Consider the following 25,901-nt stretch of genomic DNA (forward strand, 5'->3'; position numbering starts at 1 on the left):
GCGACTGCTGCGCAGCCGAGCGGAAGCAAGCTCCCTCGCCACAAAAACCTGTATGCCACTGCCCTACCATTACCGAGTCCGAACCCAGGGAACCCAGGGAACCCGTATGAGCCTGTCACTCCTGAGCCGCTACGCCTTCTTTGCCGTCTGTGTGATATTCACCCTCGCCAGCCTGCCCTTTCTGGAACACGACTGGCTCTGGCCGATCACCGTCGTCACCGGTGCCCTCAGCCTGTTGGGTCTGTTCGACCTGTTGCAAAGCCCTCATGCGGTGCGCCGCAACTATCCGATCCTGGGCAATATTCGTTATCTGGTGGAAGGCATTCGCCCGGAAATCCGCCAGTACCTGCTCGAATCCGACAGCGATGCCCTGCCCTTCCCCGGGCTCAGCGTTCGCTGGTGTATTCGCGGGCCAAGAACGAAAGCGCCGACAAACCTTTCGGCACACTGATCGACGTGTATCAGTCGGGCTTCGAATTCATCGGCCATTCCATGCGCCCCGCACCATTGAGCGACCCGAGCAGTTTCCGGGTAATGGTCGGTGGCCCGCAGTGTACCCAGCCGTACTCGGCGTCGGTGTTCAACATCTCGGCCATGAGCTTCGGCTCCCTCAGCGCCAACGCCATTCGCGCATTGAACCAAGGCGCCAAACTCGGCAACTTCGCCCATGACACCGGCGAAGGCAGCATCAGCCCCTATCACCGGGAAAACGGCGGCGATCTGACCTGGGAACTGGGCAGCGGCTACTTTGGCTGCCGCACCGCCGATGGCCGTTTCGACCCGGAACGCTTCGCCGCCCAGGCACAGAATCCGCAAGTGCGGATGATCGAAATCAAAATGAGCCAGGGCGCCAAACCCGGCCACGGCGGGATCCTGCCCAAGCACAAAGTGACTCAGGAAATCGCCGAAACCCGCGGCATCCTGATGGGCGAAGACTGCATCTCGCCGTCGCGCCACAGCGCGTTTTCCACGCCGATCGAACTGATGCACTTCATTGCGCAACTGCGTGAACTGTCCGGCGGCAAACCGGTGGGCTTCAAGTTTTGCCTGGGCCACCCATGGGAATTCATGGGCATCGCCAAGGCCATGCTGGAAACCGGCATCCTCCCGGACTTCATCGTGGTTGACGGCAAGGAAGGCGGCACCGGTGCCGCGCCTGTGGAGTTCACCGACCACATTGGCGTGCCGATGCGCGAAGGTCTGCTGTTCGTGCACAACACGCTGGTGGGTCTGAACCTGCGGGACAAGATCAAACTCGGCGCCAGCGGCAAGATCGTCAGCGCCTTCGACATCGCCAGCGTCCTGGCCATCGGCGCCGACTGGGCCAACTCGGCACGCGGCTTCATGTTCGCCATCGGCTGCATCCAGTCGCAAAGCTGCCACACCAACAAATGCCCGACCGGCGTCGCTACCCAGGACACCCTGCGCCAACGCGCGCTGGTGGTTCCGGACAAGGCCCAGCGCGTGTTCAACTTCCATCGCAATACGCTGAAGGCCCTGGCCGAAATGCTCGCGGCCCCGGGCCTCGATCATCCGTCACAGCTGTCGGCCAAGCATCTGGTGCGGCGCATGTCAGCCACCGAGATCAAACTGTTCTCGCAGTTGCATGTGTTCCTCAAGCCAGGCGAATTGCTCACCGGTGAAGTGAACGGCGAGTTTTACTCGCGGATGTGGCAGATGGCGCGGGCGGATAGTTTTGAGCCTAATGAAGCGGCGGCTGCGTAGAACGTGTTTTGCGCGCCAATCCCAGGGGTTGGCGCGTCCTCCAGAATGAACAAGCGAGCTTCACTGTCCCCTTCCTTTAGCATCAGCACTTGTTTCCAGTGTTTGGGAAACAATGCGTCATGTTCAGGACGAGCGTTGCCCGTTACCCACCAGACTCTCCTGGCATTCAGTTTCAGGGTCGAAAAGTCGTTGAAGAAAATCGAGTGCAGGTGACGGGGGATGAGTGCCCAACCACCGTATTCGGCGGTTCCCCAAAGGGTGCCTGTCGGTGTTTTGAAAACGTATAGCCTCGGCTGGATGCCTGTCGAGTTGTAGTACATGAACGGCAAGTACCAATACAGGTTATCCACCACGATCTCGTCACCCGGACGGACTTCGCGGCTGAGCCTCGCAACCACGGCGTCCAGCCTCGCTTCTTTGCGAATGCTTGTCCCGTTCATCTCATCCGTTTGTGTGTAAACCGCCGAAAGCCCGTGTACTTCTGCCAACACAATGAAAACCATGGCAACAGCAGCAAGGGCGGCGTGGCGTTGGCTCCATGTGTCCAGCGCGAGGGCTACGACAAGGGGCAACGCGGCGGCAGCGAACACCAGGTATCTGGCATTGAAAACCGGCACGATCAGCGACACCAGAAAAACGGTCAGCACCGGCACAAAAAAATAGCCCACCAGCAAGATGCTGAAAGGACGCTCATTGCGGTCCTTGAGCAGCACCGTCGCGGCGCAAACAACAAGCAAAACCGAGGGCAACACACGCCATAAAGATGAGTAACTGACCGAATCCCCCATCATTACCAGGTGCCAAACGAAGGTCAGCACTGTTTGCCAGGTGAGCGGCGGTATCCATTCGAGCCCGTCCATTCGCAGCAATTGATTGATCAAATGAGGTACCCACGGCAGGTACAACACAACCATTGCGCAGTTGACCAAGACCCACGCACGAATCGGTATTGCTGTGGATCGACCGCCATCGCGCACTCGCCACCAACAAAGCCAATGCACCAAAACGCACAGCGCGGCGAAGTAATGCGTATAGAAAGCCGCCGTCATCAGCAGCACGTAAAAAACCGGATAACGCTTTTGATCCGGTGCCTTGATCCAGCACACCAGCGCCACAGTCGCGCCCATCAGCCAGAAGCCAAGCAAGGTGTACATTCGCACTTCCTGGCTGTAGCGCACCGATATCGGTAGCAATGCCAACAGCAATGCCGCTGTCCAGGTCGCCCGTCGCGTCGCCACCAGACTCATCAATTTGATGCACAGCAACAGCGTGCCCACATCGGCCAGTGCACTCAGAGATCGCGCAGACAACACGCCATTGCCGAACAGCAACATCCAGAAATGCAGAAAGACATAGTAAAGCGGCGGATGAACATCCCGAGCCGTCGTGGCCCAGATAAACGCAGGCGAACCTTCGGCCAACAGCAGGCTGTAGGCCTCGTCATACCAGATGACCGGCACGGTGATGGAGTGAAACCTTGCGAACAACGCGATGGCTAGCACCGCCACCAGACCAGCCCCGTCGGCGACACGGGAAGGAAAGCGTTTGGGATAGATCGAAGAGGCGCTCACCGGCTGCTCATCCTCATGGCTCACCACGCAAGCGTGGTGATCGGGGCCGGCTCTTTCATCACGATGAAACCGTAATCGCCCAGCAGATAGAGGCGGTAGAACTGGCTCTCCACCAGCGGTGGATAACCCTGGTAACCCACCAGGGTCGCGTTGCGTCGCTCCCTCTCGGCAACCACATTCGTGATGCCCGCCTTTGGCAGGTTTTCAGCCAGCATGAAGAAGTTGATGTTCAGCAGATAATGCAAGACCGGCATCTGCTTGAACGAGCCCGCGGCCTCCACCAGCCAGTGATCGGAATAACTCACCGACATGTAAATGCGCTTGGCCTCGCGCAGTTGCCGATGGGACGCAATGTCCTGCCCCAGAGAAAACAACGCGCTGGACGCAAAGGTGTTCTGCACCGTCAGCACGCGGCCATAGGCGTAGGACAGCGAAAGCATGCCCAGCAGAGGCAACGCCAACAGCATCGGCAGCCGCTCATGAATGGGCGCCAGTGCCAGATGGCTCAAATAGAACAACAGCACCAACAACACCGCAAACCCCATCAAGGTTCTGGCGCCTTCATTGAAGTCGCGGAAAAACAGCGCGGCACCCGACACCAGCAAGGTCACGACCGGCACTGTCAGCACACACACCAGGCCCATCACGATTTTTCTCAGCCCCGTGTCCTGCCGCCCAATTACGTTCCGGGCCAGCCGTGCGCTGCCCGCAAGGGCACACAGCAGCAGCGCGGCGAACACCCAGGTGAATCCACCGTGAAACAGCAGCACGACTTTTTCCAGAACGCGGCCGATGTTGATTTCAAGTTGCAGCCAGGGTGACGCCGCCCAGTTCAGCAACAAGGCACGATCGTGATTCATGTATGGATAAGCCGTGACGCTGTAGATCAACCCGCCGAGCCCTGCCTGCGCGACTTTCCAGCCGATCAACTCGTACCACTGCCGCCAGGGCCACTTGTCATTCGCGCCCCTGAACAGCTCCAGACAACACAGGCCCAGAAATACATTGAGGCTCACCTGATAGAACCCCAGGCCCAGCGCAATCAGAAAGGCCGGCACCAGCCATTGCAGAATGCGCGAGGGATGACGAAAAGTGATCGCGTAAATCACCGCCACCAGGCTCATGGCGATAGCCGGCCCGTCGTATTGATAAGACAGGGCCTGCAGAAAAAACGGGTTGTACCAGAGCGGCAACAGTACCAGGCAGCAGGACATCGTCGGCTGCGGGTAGTAATGGAAGGTCAGGCTGGTCAACGCCGAGGCCATGGCCAGCGTGGCGATCAGCAGCGGTAACGGAAAGATGTTCGGCGCGGCATCGCTGAAGGTCAGCAGGTTGTAGAACAGCTCGGTGAACAACCGCCCCTGCCCCGCCCAGGCAGTACCGGCCGACAGGGAGCGCCAGTTGTCATCGATATAAGGGTAATCCGCGAGGATCAGCGGAATGACATACACCAGGGTCGCGATCAGAAAAAACAGCCAGACCCGGCGACGCCCGAGTTCCTTGCTGAAAAAGTCGCTCAGTCTGCCCATGCTAAAGCCCGATCCGGTCTTTGCCACCGATGACGTCTCTGATCACATAGCGAGGCCGATGTTTGGCTTCAATGTAGATTCGGCCGACATACTCACCGAGAATGCCGATGCCAATCAGTTGGACACCGCCGAGAAACAGAATGGCCGTCATCAACGAGGGGTAACCGGGGACGCTGTTGCCGAAGAAAATCTTGTCCAGCACCATGTACACCGCGTACAGCACCGCGAAAATCGAAATGCCGCCCCCGATGTAAGTCCACAACCGCAACGGCACGGTGCTGAACGAGGTAATGCCTTCCAGCGCCAGGTTCCACAGTTTCCAGCCATTGAACTTGCTGCTTCCCGCCACTCGCCCGGCCCGCTCGTATTCCACCACCGCCGTAGTGAACCCGGCCCACGACAGAACGCCTTTCATGAACAACTGATGCTCGGGTAGTGCGCGAATCACATTCACCACCTTGCGGTCCATGAGGCGGAAATCCCCGACGTTTTCTTCGATCCGGGTGTAGGAAATTCTATTCAGCAAATGGTAAAAAAGCGCCGCACTGTGGCGTTTCAGATAACTGTCACTGTCACGATTGCGGCGTTTGGCGAGCACCACGTCAGCACCTTTCTGCCACTCGGCAATCAACTGCGGGATGACTCTGATCGGATCCTGCAGGTCCACGTCCATGGGAATCACTGCATCGCCGGTGGCATATTCCAGCCCGGCAAATAGCGCCGGTTCCTTGCCGAAGTTGCGCGAGAAGTTGATCAGCAATACCTGTTCATCGACCTGTGCCAGCGCCTTGGCTTGCTCAGCTGTTCGATCGGTACTGCCATCGTTGATGAACACGATCTCGACCTCACACGGGTCAAGTTTCAATTCACGGCGCACTGCCTGATGGAACAGATTGATCGCCTGCTCTTCATTGAATACCGGAACAATCAGCGAAACCTTCACGTTTTCACACTCCTGAAAATCGAAGTGTAGATGTTCGCCAGACCGCCATCTGGGGGCGTTCTGGCGCGCGAACTGCCCGGCAGACCAACGGACACGCAGTCCCATTTGTTCGCTATAGGCAACTGAGACATTCGGTAATATCCGGTCTTTTGCAATTATCTGCGAATCACGCCACCCTGCGCGCCGCCGATGTGCGGCGAGTAACCTTTTGCTTCGCCGTCCACTCCCTCCTCAACAACCCGTTCAAGAGCCCGCCGTCATGACGTTTGAACGCGATCACCGAATCGACTTTTTTCGCGGCCTGGCGCTGATCTTCATCTTCTGGGATCACGTACCGCAAAACCCGCTCGCGCAGTTCACGGTGCGTAACGTGGGCTTCAGTGATGCGGCGGAGATTTTCGTGTTCCTGGCCGGTTACGCGGCGGTGCTGGCCTACGGAAAAATCGCCCGGCGCGACGGGTTCATGGTCGCCACGGTGAAAATACTGCGTCGCACCTGGGTGCTTTATGTGGTGCATATCTTTTTGCTGGCGCTGTTGATGGGCATTGTGTTTTTCGCCAACAGCCACGTGGAAACCCGTGATCTGGTGCAGGAAATGGGCTTGCAATATTTCCTCAGCAACCCACAGCAGGCGTTGATGGATGAGTTGTTGCTGCGCTTCAAGCCGAACCTGATGGACCCGCTGCCGCTGTACATTTTTTTGCTGCTCGGCCTGCCGCTGGTGCTGCCGATGCTGCTGCGCAAGGCTGAATACGTGGTGGGGTTGTCGGTGGCCTTGTACCTGCTGGCGCCATGGCTTCAGTGGAACCTGGCGGGCACCGATGGGGGCGTGTGGTTTTTCAATCCGATGGCCTGGCAGCTGCTGTTTATTCTCGGTGGCGCGGCGGCGATTCACGGGCAAAGGCCTCGGGTGCCGCAACCTCGACGGTTGACTCGGCAGCCGGTTTTTATCGCAGCGCTGAGCTATTTGCTGCTGACCGGGCTGATCGCAGTGTCGTGGAAGTGGCCGACCGTCCATGACGCCTTCATGCCCCAATGGCTTGGCGAATGGCTCTATCCGATCAGCAAGACCAACCTCTCGCCAGCGCGCCTGCTGCACTTCCTTGCCCTCGCTTACGTCACTGCCAGGGTGTTGCCGGACACGGGCTGGACGCAGCACTGGCTGGCGCAACAAAGCTGTCGCATGGGCCGCTATTCGTTGGAAGTGTTCTGCTTTGGCGTGTTGCTGGCGCCGTTGGCAGACATGCTTAACGCCTTGGGCGGGAACACACTGGCAATGCAAATATTCAGTGCACTGCTGGGGGTCGGGTTGATGGCGTTGCTGGGGGCTTGGCTGGATTTCAACAAGCGGTTGAATCGGCCGGCCCAAGTCACCGTCGTCTGACATTGAGACAAGCCAACCCTTGTGGCAGGAGGCTTTTGTGGCAGGGAGCTTTTGTGGCGAGGGGCTCTTGTGGCGAGGGGCTCTTGTGGCGAGGGAGCTTGCTCCCGCTCGGCTGCGAAGCAGTCGTAATCCGGTACATGCGATCGGTCTGAACGGTGACCCTTTAGGGCCGCTACGCGCCCCAGCGCGAGCAAGCTCGCTCGCCACAGGAGATCGCACCAACCAATAAAAAGCCCCGATCATTCAGGTCGGGGCTTTTTGCATTTCTGGCGTTGCGAACTTACGAAGCCGAACGCACCGCACCTTGCGGCACATGGGTCGGTTGCAACTTGAACACGTAGAACAACACCGTCAGCAGTACCAGGAAAGCAGGCCCTACATACAGTGCCACGCGAGTGTCCGGGAAGTACGCCATCAGGCCAACCACCAGCACCAGGAATGCCAGCGCCAGCCAGGAACTGATCGGGTACAACCACATGCGGTATTTGAGGCCGGCACGCTCGCTGGCGCTCAGGCCTTTGCGGAACTTGAGCTGGGCCAGCAGGATCATCGCCCAGGTCCAGATCGCACCGAAGGTGGCAATCGCGGTGACCCAGACGAAGACCTTCTCCGGCACCAGGTAGTTGAGCAGCACGCCCAGCAGCAAGGCAGCGATCGACAGCAGCAACGCGCGACGGGGCACGCCGTTGTTCGAGGTTTTGGCGAAACCGGCCGGGGCCTGGCCGTTCTGCGCCAGGCTGTAGAGCATGCGCCCGGTGCTGAAAATGCCGCCGTTGCAGGACGACAGCGCCGCAGTAATCACCACGAAGTTGATGATGCCGGCGGCAGTCTTGATGCCCAGACGCTCGAAGGTCATCACGAACGGGCTGCCCTGGGTGCCGATTTCGTTCCACGGGTAGATCGACAGGATCACGAACAAGGCGCCGACGTAGAACAGCAGAATCCGCCAGAACACCGAGCCGATCGCATTGGGAATGGTCTTCTGCGGGTTCTTCGCTTCACCGGCGGTCAGGCCGATCATCTCGACGCCGAGGTAGGCGAACATCACCATTTGCAGGGACATCAACACGCCTTGCATGCCGTTGGGCATGAAGCCGCCGTGAGCCCAGAGATTGGAAATCCCCAAGGCGACGCCGTCGTTACCGAAACCGAAAGCGATCACCCCGATGCCGCCGACCACCATCGCAATGATGGTCACGATCTTGATCAGGGCGAACCAGAACTCGAACTCACCGAAGGCTTTCACCGCGATCAGGTTGATCGACCCCATGCTGACCAACGCGGCGAGTGCCCAGATCCAGCGCGGCACGTCGGGGAACCAGACGCCCATGTACACCGCCACCGCGGTGATTTCCGCGACGCAGGTCACCAGCCACAGGAACCAGTAGTTCCAACCGGTCAGAAAACCCGCCAGAGGGCCGAGGTAGTCCTGGGCATAACGGCTGAACGAGCCGGCGACCGGGTTGTGCACCGCCATCTCGCCGAGGGCGCGCATGATCACCAGGATCGCCAGACCACCAATGATGTAGGACAGCATGATGGCCGGGCCGGCCATTTCGATGGCCTTGGCCGAACCGAGGAACAGGCCGACGCCGATACAGGCACCGAGCGCCATCAAGCGAATATGCCGTTCGCCCAGTTCGCGTTTAAGCGGACCGCCCTGAGCGGTCTCGCCGTGAGGCAGGTGATTGCCGATTGGCATAGGGGTACAACCTCCTTGTTATTGGATATGACACACCGAGTGTCGAAGCGCCGACCGATAAGCCAGCGCTTTCTGAAACCAGGCCTGCTTCGTGGGCAGACGCGTCTTGCAGGACAAAACCTGCAAGATCAGCGGGGCGTGCAGTATAAAAAGCTTCCTATAGGGTTTTTCACTCTATAAATCACAACATTCAGCCAGAACTCTCGGGAAAATCCCGGTTTACGGAGGGCATTACCTGGCTTATGCAGGATTATTCGCTACTGAAACGGGCGCCGATGGTGCGTCGCCATGCCAAAAGCCAGGCAGTGTGAGGGAGCTGTTGTGGCGAGGGGGCTTGCCCCCGTTCGGCTGCGCAGCAGTCGTAAATCCTGTACATGCGGTGTCCCTGATACAAACATGGTGCTGTTGGTTTTTTGGGACTGCTGCGCAGTCCAACGGGGGCAAGCCCCCTCGCCACAACCGAAATTAATCCTTCGCAAGAGTCAGAATATTCACTCAATAATTACGGCCCCGATCCAGGAAGTCGGGAACTAGCCTGAGAAGCGTCAAGTTGACTACTTACGCAAGGAAGCAATGGATTGCCTACTCAACCAAACTCTCATCGTCTGCGCTTTGGTAGAACCTCCGAAAACGGCCGCGCTTACCTCATCACTGCAGTTACTCACGAACGCCAACCCATATTTTCTGACTGGCGACTGGGACGTTTGCTTGTCGCAGAACTGCGCCGAGTTCACGATGCGGGATTAGTGGATTCAATCGCCTGGGTTGTGATGCCCGATCATTTCCATTGGCTAATGCAGCTGCAGGACAACAATCTGGGCAATGTTGTCGGCTCTACCAAGTCACGCTGCACTCTGGCAGTAAACAAAATGACCGGGCGGCGTGGTCCGCTATGGCAAACCGGCTATCACGATCGGGCAATCCGCGATGGTGAAGAACTCCTGCCGTTCGCTCGTTACATTGTTGCCAATCCATTGCGCGCAGGTCTGGTCAAGAAAATTGGCGATTACCCGCTGTGGGATGCCTGCTGGCTTTGAACCTTGTGGCGAGGGGGCTTGCCCCCGTTCGGCTGCGCAGCAGTCGTAAATCCTGCACATGCGGTTTGCCTGATACAAACATAGTGTTACTGGTTTTTGGGACTGCTGCGCAGTCCAACGGGGGCAAGCCCCCTCGCCACAGTAAGCCCCTTAACCACAGCAAGCCCCCTAATCACAGCAAACTCCCTAACCACAGCAATCCCCCTCTCCACAAGGAATGGTGCATACCTGACATTTGGTTATTCACAATTTTTTCACCAACGCCAACCACCGTCTAAGCTTCAAACAAGTCCGATCAATCTGCGTGAATGGATCAGTCGACTATGGGCGCTTTGTGGCAAACCGATTCGAGTAAAACTGTGGTTCCGACTGAACGAGTGGATGAAGCGCCTTTACCTGAGAAACCCCGTCGCTCCCGGCACGGCTGGGGGGCTTTCTGGTTGCTGCTGCTGATTATTCTGATTGTCCTGGGCCTCGCCGCGGCCAAGGAAATGCGCACCTCCAAGTTTCAAGCCCGGGAAATCAGCCAATATGCCGCCTCGCTGAAGTACGAGCTGCAACCCGGCCCCAGCGACGCGATTCGCTACCCAGGCGCGGGCCCGTTCGATCAACGCCTGGGTTACAGCGCCATGGATGAATTTCTGCCGCGCCTGCTCAAGCGCGATTACGTGGTGTCGGCACAAACCCGCTTTTCCCCAGCGCTGATGAAGTACAGCGACAAGGGCTTTTTCCTGCCCTATGCCGAGAAAATCCAGGCCGGGCTGTCGATCACCGATTGCCGCGCGGCCCCGCTGTACCAATTCAAGTACCCCCAGCAGCTCTATTCAAACTTCGCGGCGATCCCTCCGGTGGTGGTCAACAGCTTGCTCTTCATCGAAAACCGCTTTTTGCTCGATCCCCGTCAACCCTTGGCCAACCCCGCCGTGGACTGGCCGCGGTTCGGCATGGCCGCGTGGTCCCAGGTGGCCAAGCTGTTGCGCCTGCCCGGTCAGTCGGCGGGCGGCAGTACGCTGGCGACGCAGCTTGAGAAATATCGGCACTCGCCCGATGGCTTGACGGTGTCTGGCGCGGAAAAAATCCGGCAAATGATTTCCGCCAGTGTGCGGGCTTATCAGGCGGGGCCGGAAACCCTTCAGGCACGGCAAAATGTGATTCGCGACTACCTCAACAGTGTTCCGCTGTCGGCGGTGCCGGGCCACGGCGAAGTGCATGGCATGGCCGAAGGCCTGCGCGTCTGGTATGGCGCCGATTTCAACAAGGCCAACGAACGGCTGGCCAGCACCGATACCGATCAGAAAAGCCTGTCGGAAAAAGGCCTGGCCCTGCGTGAGATGCTGTCACTGATGATTGCTCAGCGTCGCCCTTCCCATTACTTGACCAAGGGCCATGATGAATTGGCCAGTCTCACCGACAGCCATATTCGCCTGCTGGCACAGAATGGCGTGATCGATGCGCCACTCGCGGCGGCGGCATTGACCAGCAAAGTGATCTATCGCGACTGGCAGACGCAACCCACCATTCAGCCGATCGAAACCAACAAAGGCATCAGCGTGGCGCGCAGTCGTCTGGCGGGTTTGCTCAATCGTCCGCTGTACGACCTCGATCGCCTCGACCTCTCGGCCACCAGCACCTTGCAAGGCGATCTGCAATCCCAGGCCACCGAGTATCTCAAGCATCTGGCCGATCCAGACTTTGCGGCGCAGATCGGCTTGATCGGTGAACGCCTGCTCACCCCCACCAGCACTACGCAAGTACGCTACAGCTTCACGCTGTTCGAACTGACCCCCGACGGCTCGCGGGTGCGGGTGCAGACCGACAGCACCGACCAGCCGTTCGACATCAATGAAGGCAGCAAGCTGGAACTGGGCTCCACCGCAAAAATGCGCGTGCTGACCACCTATTTGCAGATCATCGCCGAGCTGCACGATAAGTACGCAACGATGACCGTCCCTGAACTGAAAAAAGTCGACGTCCCGGACCAGGACCGCCTGAGCCGCTGGGCCGTTGATTACCTGATCCAGAACAAAGACCACAACCTGCCGAACATGCTGAGTGCCGCGCTGGATCGCAAATACTCCGCCAGCCCCGGCGAAGCCTTTTTCACCGGCGGCGGGCTGCACATCTTCGTCAACTTCCGCAAGGAAGACAATGGCCGCCTGCCGACGCTACGCGATGCCCTGCGTGAGTCGATCAACCTGCCGTTCATTCGGTTGATGCGCGACCTGGTGCGCTACACCACCTATTCCGGTCCCAACAACAGCGCCGAATTGCTCAAGGACGATCGCGACCCTCGGCGTCAGGAATACCTGGCCTCATTCGCCGACAGAGAAGGCACCTCATTCCTTTTGAAGTTCTGGAAGAAATACCGCAACAAAGACACCAAGGCGCGGCTCGAGACCTTTCTCGACGGCATGCGCCCGACACCGATTCGCATGGCCGCGGTGCACCGTTATCTGTTGCCACAGGCCAGTCAGGAAAGTTTCAACACCTTCGTGCGCTCGCACCTCAAAGGCGTCAAGCTCAATGAAAAACTGACCGACGAACGCCTCGAACGCCTCTACCTGAGCTACGGCCCCGGTGCCTACGACCTGCCGGATCAGGGCTTCATCGCTAAGGTTCACCCGCTGGATCTGTGGTTGATCGGCTACCTGTTGAATAACCCCGACGCCAAGTTCAGCCAAATCGTCAAAGCCAGCCACTTCGAACGCCAGGAAGTCTACAGCTGGCTGTTCAAAAGCCGCCACAAGGGTGCCCGCGACAGCCGGATCCGCACCATGCTGGAGATCGAAGCGTTCCTCGATATTCACCAGCGCTGGCAGAAAGTCGGTTATCCGTTCGATCACCTGGTGCCGTCACTGGCCACCGCCATCGGCAGTTCCGGCGACCGTCCGGCAGCGTTGGCGGAACTGATCGGCACCATCCTCAACGACGGTGTGCGGATGCCGACGCTGCGCATCGACAGTTTGCACTTCGCGGCCAATACACCGTACGAAACCAAACTGATCAATGACCCGGACGTCGGCAAACGGGTGATGCCGTCCGAAGTCGCCACGGCCATGCGTGAAGCCTTGTCGCAAGTGGTGGATGCCGGCACGGCCAAACGTGTCTCTGGCAGTTTCACATTGCCGGATGGCCAACCGTTGGCCATGGGCGGTAAAACCGGGACCGGTGATAACCGCATTGAGGCCGTCGGTTCGGGTGGGCGGATTCTGAGTTCGAAATCGATCAACCGCACCGCGACCTTCGTGTTCTACATCGGCGATCGCCACTTCGGCACGATGACAGCGTTCGTGCCCGGGCGCACGGCCGAAACCTTCAAATTCACTTCGGCGTTGCCGGTGCAGGTGCTCAAGGGCATGGCGCCGATTCTGACGCCATACCTGCAACCGAATAGCAGTGTCGCGTGTCAGCCGCTTCCGCTATCGCGGCTGTGAGATTTCTGCGAAGCAGGTGGTATTTAGTTATTTTTCAGATTCGAATTTTCAACGGTTTAGCGGCAAGAAGCGCTGTTTGAGCACCGATGTTTAGACTTTTGTTTTGAGCCCCAACAGATAGGCTGATCATTCTTAAAACAATCAAGGATGATTGCCATGTCTGACGCCCACACGCCTGCCAAAAACACGAATAAAGGCCGGCACTACGAGTTCATCAAGAACACCATCAGCGACAATTTCAAAACCGCCACCGTCAGCAGAGGCCTGGCACTGGCGGCCACGCCATTGGAGATTGAGCCCTGGTACACCACGGCGCTCGCCCCCCATCACGACATGCTCAAAGCCGCCAACCTCAAGGCATGGGGCTCGCAGAACCAGGTCGACCAACTGTTCGAAAAACTGCAGGACGTCCACTCGTTTGCCGCGCCCCTGCTCCAGGCGAAGCTCAAGGAACGCTACGGAATCGAGAATGACGTCAAGACGACTTACCTGCGCCTGTACATGCCCAAGGATCAGCCCTGGTACGTGATTGACCTCTCTGGCGGCGTCACTGCCCGAACCGTCTCCCTGCTGGATGCAGCGCTACACAACTTCGCACGAGCCGAAACGGTCGATGCCAGCTCGCAGTTCATTACTAAACCTGACAAACACGGGCACTTCGATGTATTACCGATCAAACGCAAAATGACCATCAGGCAGTTCCAGGCGCTTTGCCGGGAACTGGATATTGGCGCGCTTTACAAAAAACATCTTGAACGCTATCTGCTTCCCGGCGAACCCGTAGCTGAAGCCGTCATGAAGTACAAAGTGACCGAAAGTCAGAAAGACGCACTCACCGTTGCCGCTCAGCTGGCCTTGACGACAGGGGATATCCAGTACGATGTCTACAAGCTGATGCTGGATCTGGCACAGGACAAACCTCAACTGCTGCTCAATGGGAAACAGATGCTGTGCTGCGACTTGTCCATGATGGACACCCGTCTGACCGGCATTGTGCTGTTGATTCATGCCGTGCGGGGTAGCCGTGGTATTCGACGGCTCATTGCGTACGTCCCCCACGACCCTGATCACCCGCTCAAGGAGTACGAATCCACAGAGGCTTTCTCCAATGAGCTGGTGCGCCAATTGCGCGAAGACAGAATCGGCGCATCATCGCAGCTGAGCTATCGACAATTCTTCAGCCAGTTCGTCGATCAGCAGCAGCGCGGGCACTTCTTCGCCAACCTGGAGCAACGTCTCTTCACCGTCAAATGGCACACGAAAGAGGATCCGACAGACCAGCGTCCCGCGTGGCGCAAGGAACCCGTGCTTCGACCCCGATTGCAAATCGAGCATTTGCCGCTACCTCGGGATTACTGGAGGCATGCCTACCAGCAAAAGCTGAACAAGATCCTCAACGACGCCCGTGAAATTGCAGTATCCACCGCCGACACAGACAGCAAAGCCCGCTGGGCCTGGTGGGACAACTTCAAGAAAATCGTCTCCGACATTTTCAACGTCGCCCTGTTGATCGCTACACCGTTCGTGCCGGGGCTGGGCGAACTCATGATGACCTACACCGTTTACCAACTGACCACCGATGTCATCGAAGGGCTCGTCGATCTGGCCGAAGGCCTCGGCCTTGAAGCGGCCGAACATGTGATCAGCGTGGTGACGGATGTCATTCAACTGGCGGCATTTGGGGCGGGAGCTGAAATCGGCAACGCTTTTCGGCTCAAACTGTCGCCGCTGGTCGAGGGCATGAAACCCGTCAAGTTGCCCGATGGCAAACAATCGCTGTGGCATCCCGACCTCGAACCTTACGAGCAAAAGAATCTCACCCTGTCTACCGACTCGAAACCCGACGAGCACGGCCTGCATCGACATGCCAATCAGGACATCCTGCCGCTGGAAGGCAAGCTCTACTTCGTAGAGAAAGCATCGAAAGAGCCGACATCCAGGACTCACCGTGTCAAGCACCCCACCCGCCCCAATGCCTACTCGCCCAAGATGGAACATAACGGCCATGGCGCCTGGGTACACGAGGCGGAGAACCCGCAAAACTGGGAAGGTGAAACATTGATGCGCCGCCTCGGCCACAGCGTCGATCGCTTTTCGCCAACAGAACTGGAGCAGATCCGCATCAGCAGCGGCACTGACGACAATGAGCTGCGTCGGATGCATGTCGACAACAGTCCACCGCCGCCGGTGCTGGCCGACACCATCAAGCGCTTCAGTGCGTATGACGAAGTGCAGATAGCGAGTGCGAATATCCGTGGCGGGCGACCGATCGATCCGGCGTCTGTCTGGTTTGAACCGATGGTGACGGGCCTGCCAGGATGGCCGTCAGAGCGGGCACTGAGGGTGTATGAAAATGCCGACCTGACGGGCTATTCGCGCAAGTACGGCAATGCCAACGCAACGGATGCCAATACTCTGAGCATGAGTCTCGCTGATCTCACGTCCGGCAAACTGCCCGAACGCGTCGTAGGCTTTCTGAATGAGACCGAGCCAAGGGCTCTGCTCGGTCGCGACATGCCGAGCGCCGAACGCACCCAGGCGTTGCGCAATCTACTCGCGGACGCCGTCGACGGGCGTCAGGGTGAGTTATCCATACGTCTGTATCAGGCTGAAGAAAGCTCGAACAAGGCGGATGTCCGCTTGCTGAAGCAAACGTTCCCGGACATGCCGCTCACCCTCACAGAAAAACTCCTGTCTCACGCCAAGGCAGCCGAACTTCAGCGAATGACTGATGAAAATCGCGTGCCGCTACGCCTGAAAACCCAGGCGCGTGAACTGAATTTCGAGGCCAGTACTGCTCGCGCCTATGACGGCTTTTATCGGGATGAGCTGGTGGTACCGGATACCGAACGGCTGGCGCTTAACACGCTCAAGTTCAATACCGATGGCTTCGGCGATTTGCGCTTCGAGGTGCTGGACGGCACCTATGACGGCACACTGCGGTGCAGCATCGGCCCGGATGACGCCACGACAGTCCGGCGCCTGATCAGAGACGAACATGGCCAGTACGAGGTTCTCGACGGGGCCAACAAGAAACTGCATGACGCCGGTAATTTCTACGAATCGATTCTGCGCGCCCTGCCTGACGACAAACGCGCGGCATTGGGCTACCAACGGGGTCAGGGCCGTCTGCTCAAAGTGTGGATCATGGAGAAATGCGCGCCTGCTGTCGAACGCCGCACATTGCTGGCAGAACCACCCATTCGCCTGGTTGCCAACATTGAAACCGTCAACCTGGTGCGCGGGCCGAGGCTGTCCATATTCGCAAACACCCCGGAAAAAAGGGTCAGGAACCTCTATCCGAAATTGAACGAACAAGAGGTGAGAGCCTTCGTTGAGGCATTGCGCGCCAAGGGTGATCCCGACCAGGCCATCGACCGGCTCAGGGACGAACTCGGCGAGTTACGCAGCACACTGGATATCTGGCAGCAAAAACAACAGCCCCACGTGGACTCGGATGTAGTCGGCTCTGTCAAAAAGTTCGATGATTTCAAGCGAAAAGGCGGAAGTCACATTCAGGAACGGCTCCTTGAATGCTTTGAACGCAAAAGCGAGGCCTTCGGTGAGCGCAGCAGTCACCCGGAAGGCGGCTATACGCTGGACTTGTCCTCCGACTTCATGGGCCCGAAACTCGATCGTTGGTGGAAGGATCTGCGTGAGCAACCCAATATCAAAAAATTCCTCGACCAGGTGACCGTGCTGAACGTGGACAACGCTCGTTTTTCTCCTGACGCCAAAGGTCTGTTGAGCGATTTCCCCAATGTTCGTCATTTGAGCGCCCGCCATAGCGGCCTGACCGAGCTGCCGCCCAGTGTCGGCACGATGCGTCTGCTCGAAACCTTGCGCCTGACAGACAACAGAATTCAATTGACTGCTGACGCTGCCAAGTCGTTGAGAGAGCTCACGCGCCTGGAAACGCTAAGGCTCGATAACAATCCGCTCAGGCAGCCCCCGGATGTCGGTCACATGCCCAGACTGAGGGTACTGAGTCTGAAAAACACCGGCATCGACACCTGGCCGGAAGGTCTTTTCAAGGAGGGGGTTTTCGAGAAACATCGCCCGCGCGTTTTTTCTCTCGATCTACGGAAATGTCCGATCACGAACGTACCCGATGTCGTGCCTGGCTCCGATCATGCATTTCTCGTGGCACGCACACGACTTGACGCAACGAAGCTTTCCGATGTTGATCGAGTCCATTTTGGAGACTACCGCGAGTCCGTAGGCTTAGCCCGTGAACAAGTCTATGAGCGGGCTGCGGACGATGAGTTATCTCATTGGCTGTCGTTACCGGACTCAGAAATTTATAGTCAATCGGCGGGGATCGGGACCTATAGAGAGGAGAGCTGGCACGATGTGATGGCGGAGCCCGACTCCACCGATTTTTTCAAAGTCATCCGCAAGCAGAGAGCCGGCCAGGATTACCGAAATGATCACTCACGCAAACAACTCACCCGGCGGGTCTGGCAAATGATCGATGCCGTCGCGCTGGACACCGATCTGCGCGAGGAACTGTTCAAACAGGCCAAACAACCTGAAACCTGCGGGGATGCCGGGGCACAACTGTTCAATAACATGGGAATAAAAGTGCTGGTGTCGCAGGCGCGTGCCGAATCGACAACTGGCGCGGCGCTTGAAAACAAGCTTGTCAAACTGGCCAGGAGCGCCGCTCGCCTGGAAAACATAAACGAAATTGCCGGAGCAGAGGTTAAGAGTCAGGAAAACAGACTCAAAAGCAACCCGGAAAAATTCGACGCTCCGGACCCTGTGGAAGTGCACCTGGCGTACGAGACCGGGCTGGCCAAGCGACTGGATTTGCCTTGGCAATCTGAAGGCATGCTGTATCGGACGAGAGCAGACGTGGACGCCGCCAAGATTAACGCCGCGTACGATAAGGTCATTGCAGTCGAAAAAGGTGACGGATTGGTCGACGGGATGATCGATTTATTCGAGAACCCGTTTTGGGAAAAACACTTGCGCAAAACCCAACCGGACAAGTTCGATGCGAGTGATCGCCGTCTCGCGACCAAACATGCTCTGCTCGAAGATCTGCGCACCGCCCAAAACAACTGGGCGAACGCCCAGACTCCGGCGCAACGCTCCTCGCGCAAAGGAAGGGTGGAAAGTCTGGCCAACCAGCTGAATGTTCCGCACGCCCAAGTGTTCACTGGAAGGGAAATGACCACGCAGTTTTATAATCGGATGCTGTCAGAGATGGCCGAAGAACGAAACGAATTGGCCAGAACACTGACCCGTAAAGCGTTGGCAAACGCCGGACTTTAAACCATGCAATGCACCATGGGTGCAAACGCTTGACCGCAGGCCAGCCCTGAGTGTCATCCACTCCGGGCTGGCTTTTTCATCCGGGGTACTTCGTTCAGCCCACTTCCGAATCCCAGATGACGGTGACATGGCCTGAATAGTTTCGGGAGATGCCCGGCTTGAGCATTTCCTCGACCTGATCGCGGGCCACTTCGAAATGCAGGGTGCCGGGTTTACGTTCCAGGTAAAAACCAGGCTGGAACAACTCGGTGCCTGCGCCATCGCGCAGCAGAGGACGACGACTCACCGGCTGCCCAGCCGCGTCCGTCAGCCCGTTAGGCAAGGTGACGCTGACATCGAGCGGCACCGAGTGGCCAGCGGTTGGCTCCCACAATGCACAGGCGTTGCCGTTGCCGTACTGGCATTCCAGGTTCATCTTGAAACGACTCGACGCTGAAATATTGAACGTCTGATCGCGGAACAAGCGTGTCGGTTTGCGCCCCTGGGTCAGCCAGGATTGCCAGCCACCCTGCGGCACCAGTTCGACGCGATCGCCACCTGGGGGAATATCGACTTTCAGGGTGTGCTGCACATCCAGAAAAAAATTGAGGGTCAACAGCGGGTCTGCCGGAATCATGACATCGCCCATGTCGAAATCCTGGCCCGGACCGACTGTATACGTAACAGAGCCGCTGTATTCACCCGAAATCATTTTCAGCGGATCAGGGGTGCGCAGTTCGTACGCGTAAACGAAGAATTGGTAACGCATGGCGAGGGGGATATCGAATTTCGCCTGCTTGCTGCAAACCCCAGCCCCTTCAGGGACTCTCCAGAAGCTGTTGTAGCCATGGGGTCCAGCCGTAGCCAAACCTACCCCTTGGCACGGCGTCGGAGCGTACACCCACCTGCCTCCTTCCCATAGATCATCCCACCATCCCCCTCCGGTCAACTCGACCACCGACAGGGGAAGCGCCGTTTCATGACCAATACCCGCAATCCTTAACTGGACAATTTGTGTATCACCCGAGGCATGGGTGACCGTAACGTCCCGCCAGTCGGAAGGCACTTTGGCCATCCCGCCCTGACGCGGATCTGCATGATTGGCCAGAATCGGCGCATTGGCGGTGAACGGAATAGAGGCGATCAGGCTGAACAACCCCAGGGGTTCACAGACTTGCGGCAACTGACGACAAAAACCTTCGGACGGCGTCTGGTTCTTGAACTGGTTTTTCTGCGGATTCGCCGTATCCGGCTGGAACGTCGCTTCGATGTTATGCACTTCTGCCCATGCAGGAACGGCGACCATGGCGAACAGCAAACCGATGCATAGCCAGCCATTGCGCCGCTTGTGGCATTGTCTGTATGAAAAACCCATGTTCTTCTATTCCTTCAAAAGCTGCGTCTGAACATCCGAAGCCCGATGACCTTCGGCCTCAGGCGCCCGGCGCTACCGCGTTGAAAATCATGTTGACGTTGCCGAAGTAATCACCGGGCTTGTAAACCCCATCAGCAGGTGGCACCGGCAAGATCTCCAGCACAACACGTTTACCCGTGCCGGCTTCGGCCATGGAAACCACTTCACTGTTCTCGTGCTCACTCAGCAACTTGCCGTTGAACAGGACACGCAAGCCAATGTTATCGGCGTCGGTCCCGTTGGACAGGTAAGGCCGCCCATCCAGCCGGGCCTCGATCGAGCCGGCCTCGTTCTTGACATCGAAATACTTGCGCAAGCCGCCCAATGTCGACGTCGATAGATTCCACGGCAACGGCTGCTCCCGATGAATCCAGCCCGGGTCTGCCGGGATTACGTAGAACGCCAAGGTGGGAATCGTCACGAATACTTCGAAACGGTGCGCCTCCCTGGCGCCAAACGCCGGCGCGCATGCCCACACGGCCATGGCCATGGCCAGGATCAAAACCAAAGTCGTTTTTTTTAACATCATCACTACCTCTTGCTTCAGTTCACGCCCCCGGCGCCCTGGCACTGAACAACAGCAGTACGTTGCCGCTGTATTCCCCGGGACGGTACCCCCCGGCCGGTTTCACCGGATCGATCTCCAGTAACACCCGCTTACCCGTCGCCGCTTCCTCCTGCGACAACACTTGTAGCGGGTGCAGGTCCGGGCTCAACTCCACACCGTTGAAACTGACCCGCAGCGCAATGTCGTCGCCCGGCTTGCCGTTCGACAGGTACGGCACGCTTTCAAGACGCGCTTCAATCGCACTGGTGTCATGCCGCACATCGAAATTCTTGCGCACACTGCTCAGGGTCGATGTGGGGTAATCCCAGTGGAGCTGTTGCGGGCGATGAATCCAGTCAGGCTCCGCCGGGATCAGATAGAACGAGCGGCTCGGAACGGTCAGCGTCACCTCGAAGGTGTGCTCTTCCCGAGCCGCCCATGCCAAGGAGTTCATCAGTACGGTCATTGCCATCAGGGCGAAGACGGCGCATTGCTTGATCATGTTTGATACCCGTTGCGTCAAATGAAAGCCGGCCTGTCGGCTAATGCCAGTTAGTTAAGCAATTTCAGCCTCGACACTCTTCGTAGCAGCTGCCGAGCCCGCGAGGCTGCGTTCGGCTGCGAAGCAGTCGTAAAATCAGTCATTGCGGTACGTCAGGCAGACCGCGTCAGCCGGACTCACGACTGCTACGCAGCCGAACGCAGCCTCGCGGGCTCGGCAGCTGCTACAGATCGCATTACGGCCTGGCTGGCATCAGGCCTAGCGGCTGGCGATCTTCAGGGCTTTTTTAGTGTCGCCTTCGATCAGGATGAACCGGTATTCACGCCCCTTTTCCTTGTCGAAGCCGAACGTCTTGCCCGCCAGCACATGATGTTTAGTGGTCGCTCCACAGTCGGTTTCGCTGGTCAATGAGCAGCTTTTGAACTCATCGACGATGACCACCGTGTTGCCGTTGTTGCGCAGTTCGTAGCGGCTGCCGGTTTCATTGATGGCGGTCTCGAAACGGGCATCTTTCGGCCGCACGAAGAAAATCGTGCCAAACCCGGTCATCACGTTGACCCCGGCCGACAGGGCCTTTTTGTAGTCTTCGCGCTCTTCACCGCTGACCACGAAGTCATCTTCCTTTTCCGGCACCACCGGCACGAAACGCACACGGAAGTAGCGTTCGCTGTCACGCTCCCCCATATACAACAAGCGAGTGCCCTGCATGCCCTGGGCCGGCACGATCAGCCGCGCCGGGCTGGCCATCACGCCATTGCGCGAGGCGCCGTCGGCGGCGGTTTCGACCGGAATCTCCCGGGGCGTACCGTCGGCGTCGTAGACAATTTCCAGCACGTTGACCTTGACGAAAGCGGTGCTGTCGCCGCTGTTGAATACCCGTTTGAGGTAGGTACTTTTATCGGCATCCAGATAGTCATACACAGTGCCAACATTGATCTGCGGTCCCGCCTGTGCCGTCACACAAAACACACTGAGCACCCACAGCAAAAACACACGCTTCATCATCTTCAATCCCATCAGAATAAAAAGTGGCCAGGCCGGGACGGTCAAACTTCCGAGTCCCAGATAATCGTGATGTTGCCGCTGAGCGTGTCACTGAAGCCGGGACGCAGCAGAAAGTCGATGGCGTCCCTGGGCATCTCGAAACGTAGCGAGCCCGCTTTTCGATCCACATAAATGCCAGGCTGGTAGGGGCCTAACCAGGTGTTGTATTGCAGCCTGTGCAGCTTGACCGGCCCGCCGCCGGCACCGGCACTGGTGATACCAGCGGGCAACGTGAGGTAGGTTTCCACCTCGGTGGTGTTACCTTTCGGACTGCCAAGCCGGCATCGCGAACCGCCGTATGAATTGCACAGCATCATGACTTTGAAGCGCGACGACGCGGAGATGTAGAAGAGTTGATCACGGTAGATTTTGGTGGGCTTGCGACCTCCGTCAATCCAGCGTTGCCACCCCCCCTCGGGCTCCAGCGCGACCTTGTTGCCGCCCGGTGGCAGATCGACCTTGAGGGTGTGTTGCACGTCCAGTACGAAATCCAGGGTCAGACTGCCGTCATCTGGAATCATCACCGGCCCCAGATCGAAATCGGCGCCTGGGCCCATGGTGTAGGACAACTGACCGGTGTAGAGCCCGCTCGACATGCCCAAGGGGTTGGGCGTTCGTAGCTCATAGGCAAAGTCGAGCGTGTCGAAGTACATGGATGGGATGCTGAAAGCGGCCACCTTCACACAGGGCGCCTCCACTGGCGCTTTCCAGAAAAACCGGTAGCTATGGGTCCCGTATATACCTACACCGCTGTACTGACAGGGCGCTGGCGCATTTACCCAGCTGCTGCTGGTCCAAAGTTTCTGATGGCCTTCAAGGTTGTCCGTTACGCCCACCAGATTGGCTGCCGAATCGCTCAGGATGAAGTTGGAGCCAATGCCGATGATGCGCACTTCGACGGTTTCAGCTTCCTGTGTCTCCATATTGGTGACCGTCAGCTGCCGCCAGTTGGCCGGTACCTTCAACGGGATACCTTCGCCGAGCACGATGGCGCGACTGGAATTGAACCGAACCGGCAACTGGATACTGAACATATTGTTGCCAGTACACTCAGCCGGATAGTTCGCGCAATAACCACTGTTCTGAGTTTGGTTGAGAAATACATTTTTATTCGGCTGGGATGAATCAGGCTGGAACAGCGCCCTGATTTCCTGAATCGCCGCTTCTGCCGAAGGCACACTCAGCGCCGCCAACAACCCCAGGCAACACGCAGACATTTTCATGAATTCAACCCGCCTTCTGTTCGGTGGACGTGACGTCGGCCAGGGTGTCCGGCGTGCAGCGCAGATCACCGATCATCAACACGTTGTTTTCACTGCGATGACGACTCGCATCAAGGCGGAACTGGCACAGCAACTGGTTGCCCTGACGCACTTCCAGGGTCGGAGAACCCGCGTTCATTTCCATCGAGAAGAAACCGTCGACTTCCGTCACCCCGCGACTGGCGTGGTTAATCACGTGATGGCCCTTGAGCGGCTGCCCTTGCGCATCGACCAGTCGACCGAGCACCGTCAGGGTTTTCATCACTCGCACCTTGCGGTAATCCACCCCGCCCTTGTTCAGGTGATAACGGGTGCGCGCCGGCTCGATGGTGGCCGCCGGCACGTGATTGCCTTCGAAGTCGAAACTCACCGAGCTGTTTTGATACGCAGTAATCGGGATGAAGTTGCGGCCCGGTTTCAATGGCGCGCTGCCGCCACTGAAATCGTCTGCACGCAAGGCGATGTCATCGATGTCCGACTCCACGTCGACGATCAGCCCCGCGCCGCGCATCTCATGCTGGCTGGTCAGTACCATTTGCTGACCGCCGACGACCAGCGTGCTGTCCACGTTCAGGCCGCCGGTAAAGTTGCCGTTGTAGGACGAACGCTGAACAAAGCCATCGCCATTGATGGCGCCGGTGCGAAAGTTCGCCAGGCTGGACATGCCAACGCCGTAGGTGTCGGTGAGTGCGGTCACCGAGACGCTTTGCAGCACATGATCTTTCAGATCCTTGCGCCAGCCGAGGGAGGCGTTGTTGTCGCGACTGCCATCACGGGCCGTGCGCGAACCGATGCTGCCGGTGAACTGCTGGCCGGGCGCGCCCAATGCCAGATTGATACTCAGGTCAACACCGCGATTACGCGCATCGCCACTGCTGAAACTGCCGGGCCGATCGAACAGCGACAGCCGCCAGCTGGCATCACTGCCAAACAGCACGGTGCGCTGGTTCCAGCCCAGATCCAGGCCAACGCCTTCGACGTTACCCTCGCTGTGCGACACCCGGGCATTGATCGAACTTTTGCTGCTGACCCGATGGTTGAGCGCCAGGGACGAGTTGCTGGTCTGGCCGACGAATACATTGCGCTGGCGCACCCGGGTGCCGTCCGGCAGGGTTTCGTAGGTGTTGGTGGTATCGAGCCAGCTGCGGTTATGGCTGATCACCAGGCTGCCGGCGCCATAGTTATAGAGGCTTTGCACATCCAGGCCAGTGCCATGATCCTGCGTCTGGTAAACGTTGGCATACAGGCTGATGTGATTGGCCAGAGTCCAGTCGATGGAGCTGCCGTATTGCAGTTTTTCGCGAATCTGGCGCGCCGACAGCCCGAGGATCACCCGCGGGTGCATCAGGTAGTTGACCGAGGCCCCAGCTGTCGGATTGCCGCTGGACTGCTGGTCCCAGTTACTGAGCAGTTTGCTTTCTTCCCCGGCAAATAGGTTGTAGCGCCAACGTTCGTCAAGGTTGCGCCAGTTGTTGGGCTTGTACACCAGCTCTTGGGTGGTGGAGGTGATCTGACCGTCTTCGATCAGGCGCACTTCCACCTCATAAATGCCGCCCGGCAGCGGGCGGGTGTCGAGGGTCTGCAAACCGGCGGGCACCGATTGGGTGTTGATCAACAGACCGTCGCGATAGATCTCCACCGACCCCTGGCGATTGGCCGTGACGTAGATCGGATAGACGCTGGGCATGGCGCTGTTGATGGCCAGGCTGTCGGAGCTGCCGTACATGACGCCGACGGCCGTGTCGGGGCTGGTGCCAAACGTACGCGGTTGGCGGGTCAGCCCTTCGGAATTGGGGGTGAAATAGCCCAGACGAACGAAACTGCCTTGCAGTTCGCGCTGGGTGTAAAGCTCATGGACCGCGTGGTAAAGCTTGTCGTCCTCGCCGCCAAGGCGGGCCAGTTGCATGTTGAACGTCTGGCTCCAGTTGCCCAGGCTGGCGCTGGCTTCAAGCCCAAAGCGCCCGCCCAGGTCCTGATCCTGGCCGCCGTTGAGATTGAGCTGGTTGCGCACCATCAGACCGCTGCTACCGCCATCGGGCTGCTCGTAGTAACGCTTGGCTTCAACATCGCGCTCAGCGTTTTCGGTGAGGATCGATACCAACGAGTTTTCCAGGTTGTAATGCACGGCCAGCACTTGATCCGGACATTGGCCGGTGCAATTGCCCAGCGGCACACCCGGTTTGAGATAACTCGCCCATTTTTCCCGCTCAGCGGGGCCGAAGCGGTTTTCGCTGGTGTCGGTGAATTCGAGCAGGGTGATGCGATCATCGCGAGACAACACCACCATAGCCTCCCCCAGGGGCTGTTGATCGAGTTCCACCCGAACAGCCAGAGGCACATCAAAGAAATGCTCTTCGAAATCCGCCGGCAGGCCTTTGGCCTGTGCCAACAAACTTCGCGGTGTCGTACCCGCGGAAGAAACAGGGGCCGCCGCCGCACTGGCACAAAACAACAGCGCAAGCGCAGCCGCGATGGGTGTCATCGGGAACATGAACACGTACTCTGATTACGAACAAGTTGAAGTCCGACGGGGCAAACAATACTGTTT

14 protein-coding genes and 1 pseudogene are annotated in these 25,901 nt (G+C 58.2%); 5 read left to right on the top strand and 10 right to left on the bottom strand.

What is annotated here, in order from left to right:
* Positions 1-106: 106 nt before the first annotated feature.
* Positions 107-1,725 (top strand): annotated as a pseudogene (locus tag ACA044_RS24485) (FMN-binding glutamate synthase family protein).
* Here ACA044_RS24485 and ACA044_RS24490 read toward each other — a convergent pair.
* The 3 genes from ACA044_RS24490 to ACA044_RS24500 are packed head-to-tail and all read right to left on the bottom strand — an operon-like array spanning position 1,659 to position 5,768.
* The gene (locus ACA044_RS24490; protein ID WP_497443656.1) at positions 1,659-3,296 is read right to left on the bottom strand and encodes a glycosyltransferase family 39 protein; all 1,638 of its coding nucleotides are present in this window, start codon (positions 3,294-3,296) and stop codon (positions 1,659-1,661) included. The pseudogene ACA044_RS24485 and the gene ACA044_RS24490 overlap by 67 nt on opposite strands.
* Positions 3,297-3,316: 20 nt before the next feature.
* Complete coding sequence (locus ACA044_RS24495; RefSeq protein ID WP_497443657.1) at positions 3,317-4,825, bottom strand: glucosyltransferase domain-containing protein; 1,509 nt, start codon at positions 4,823-4,825, stop codon at positions 3,317-3,319.
* 1 nt (position 4,826) lies between these two features.
* A complete protein-coding gene (locus ACA044_RS24500; protein ID WP_497443658.1) occupies positions 4,827-5,768 on the bottom strand; it encodes a glycosyltransferase family 2 protein in 942 nt (313 codons plus the stop codon).
* Positions 5,769-6,027: 259 nt separating this feature from the next.
* On the opposite strand from ACA044_RS24500, the gene ACA044_RS24505 reads away from it, so the two are divergent.
* Positions 6,028-7,152, top strand: coding sequence for an OpgC family protein (locus ACA044_RS24505; RefSeq protein ID WP_497443659.1), 1,125 nt, complete (start codon positions 6,028-6,030; stop codon positions 7,150-7,152).
* 280 nt (positions 7,153-7,432) lie between these two features.
* On the opposite strand, the gene ACA044_RS24510 is transcribed toward ACA044_RS24505, so the two are convergent.
* Positions 7,433-8,854 (bottom strand): amino acid permease, encoded by a 1,422-nt coding sequence (locus tag ACA044_RS24510; RefSeq protein ID WP_497443660.1) that lies wholly within the window; start codon positions 8,852-8,854, stop codon positions 7,433-7,435.
* Positions 8,855-9,432: 578 nt separating this feature from the next.
* On the opposite strand from ACA044_RS24510, the gene ACA044_RS24515 reads away from it, so the two are divergent.
* From ACA044_RS24515 to ACA044_RS24525, 3 genes are all read left to right on the top strand, one after another.
* Positions 9,433-9,891 (top strand): REP-associated tyrosine transposase, encoded by a 459-nt coding sequence (locus ACA044_RS24515; protein WP_497443661.1) that lies wholly within the window; start codon positions 9,433-9,435, stop codon positions 9,889-9,891.
* Positions 9,892-10,214: 323 nt separating this feature from the next.
* Positions 10,215-13,325, top strand: a complete 3,111-nt coding sequence (locus ACA044_RS24520) for a transglycosylase domain-containing protein (protein WP_497443662.1) — start codon at positions 10,215-10,217, stop codon at positions 13,323-13,325.
* Between the two features lie 156 nt (positions 13,326-13,481).
* Positions 13,482-18,605 (top strand): NEL-type E3 ubiquitin ligase domain-containing protein, encoded by a 5,124-nt coding sequence (locus tag ACA044_RS24525; protein ID WP_497443663.1) that lies wholly within the window; start codon positions 13,482-13,484, stop codon positions 18,603-18,605.
* A gap of 94 nt (positions 18,606-18,699) precedes the next feature.
* Here ACA044_RS24525 and ACA044_RS24530 read toward each other — a convergent pair whose 3' ends face one another.
* From ACA044_RS24530 to ACA044_RS24555, 6 genes are all read right to left on the bottom strand, one after another.
* Complete coding sequence (locus ACA044_RS24530) at positions 18,700-19,959, bottom strand: hypothetical protein (RefSeq protein ID WP_497443664.1); 1,260 nt, start codon at positions 19,957-19,959, stop codon at positions 18,700-18,702.
* Between the two features lie 58 nt (positions 19,960-20,017).
* Entirely contained in the window at positions 20,018-20,524 is a 507-nt protein-coding gene (locus tag ACA044_RS24535) for a CS1 type fimbrial major subunit (protein ID WP_497447299.1), read from the bottom strand.
* Between the two features lie 22 nt (positions 20,525-20,546).
* The gene (locus tag ACA044_RS24540; RefSeq protein WP_497443665.1) at positions 20,547-21,047 is read right to left on the bottom strand and encodes a CS1 type fimbrial major subunit; all 501 of its coding nucleotides are present in this window, start codon (positions 21,045-21,047) and stop codon (positions 20,547-20,549) included.
* Between the two features lie 258 nt (positions 21,048-21,305).
* Positions 21,306-22,049, bottom strand: coding sequence for a molecular chaperone (locus ACA044_RS24545; protein ID WP_497447300.1), 744 nt, complete (start codon positions 22,047-22,049; stop codon positions 21,306-21,308).
* Positions 22,050-22,093: 44 nt separating this feature from the next.
* Complete coding sequence (locus ACA044_RS24550; RefSeq protein WP_497443666.1) at positions 22,094-23,314, bottom strand: hypothetical protein; 1,221 nt, start codon at positions 23,312-23,314, stop codon at positions 22,094-22,096.
* 4 nt (positions 23,315-23,318) lie between these two features.
* Positions 23,319-25,844, bottom strand: coding sequence for a CS1-pili formation C-terminal domain-containing protein (locus ACA044_RS24555; RefSeq protein ID WP_497443667.1), 2,526 nt, complete (start codon positions 25,842-25,844; stop codon positions 23,319-23,321).
* Positions 25,845-25,901: the final 57 nt, after the last annotated feature.

The sequence above is a fragment of the Pseudomonas sp. LBUM1673 genome (assembly GCF_059695645.1).

What these genes read in the sequence shown, in the direction of transcription:
- ACA044_RS24525 (WP_497443663.1), top strand. Translation starts at nt 13,482, where the DNA reads ATGTCTGACGCCCACACGCCTGCCAAAAACACGAATAAAGGCCGGCAC.
- ACA044_RS24530 (WP_497443664.1), bottom strand. Translation starts at nt 19,959, where the DNA reads ATGGGTTTTTCATACAGACAATGCCACAAGCGGCGCAATGGCTGGCTA.
- ACA044_RS24555 (WP_497443667.1), bottom strand. Translation starts at nt 25,844, where the DNA reads ATGTTCCCGATGACACCCATCGCGGCTGCGCTTGCGCTGTTGTTTTGT.
- ACA044_RS24505 (WP_497443659.1), top strand. Translation starts at nt 6,028, where the DNA reads ATGACGTTTGAACGCGATCACCGAATCGACTTTTTTCGCGGCCTGGCG.
- ACA044_RS24535 (WP_497447299.1), bottom strand. Translation starts at nt 20,524, where the DNA reads ATGTTAAAAAAAACGACTTTGGTTTTGATCCTGGCCATGGCCATGGCC.
- ACA044_RS24550 (WP_497443666.1), bottom strand. Translation starts at nt 23,314, where the DNA reads ATGAAAATGTCTGCGTGTTGCCTGGGGTTGTTGGCGGCGCTGAGTGTG.
- ACA044_RS24540 (WP_497443665.1), bottom strand. Translation starts at nt 21,047, where the DNA reads ATGATCAAGCAATGCGCCGTCTTCGCCCTGATGGCAATGACCGTACTG.
- ACA044_RS24495 (WP_497443657.1), bottom strand. Translation starts at nt 4,825, where the DNA reads ATGGGCAGACTGAGCGACTTTTTCAGCAAGGAACTCGGGCGTCGCCGG.
- ACA044_RS24545 (WP_497447300.1), bottom strand. Translation starts at nt 22,049, where the DNA reads ATGAAGCGTGTGTTTTTGCTGTGGGTGCTCAGTGTGTTTTGTGTGACG.
- ACA044_RS24520 (WP_497443662.1), top strand. Translation starts at nt 10,215, where the DNA reads ATGGGCGCTTTGTGGCAAACCGATTCGAGTAAAACTGTGGTTCCGACT.
- ACA044_RS24510 (WP_497443660.1), bottom strand. Translation starts at nt 8,854, where the DNA reads ATGCCAATCGGCAATCACCTGCCTCACGGCGAGACCGCTCAGGGCGGT.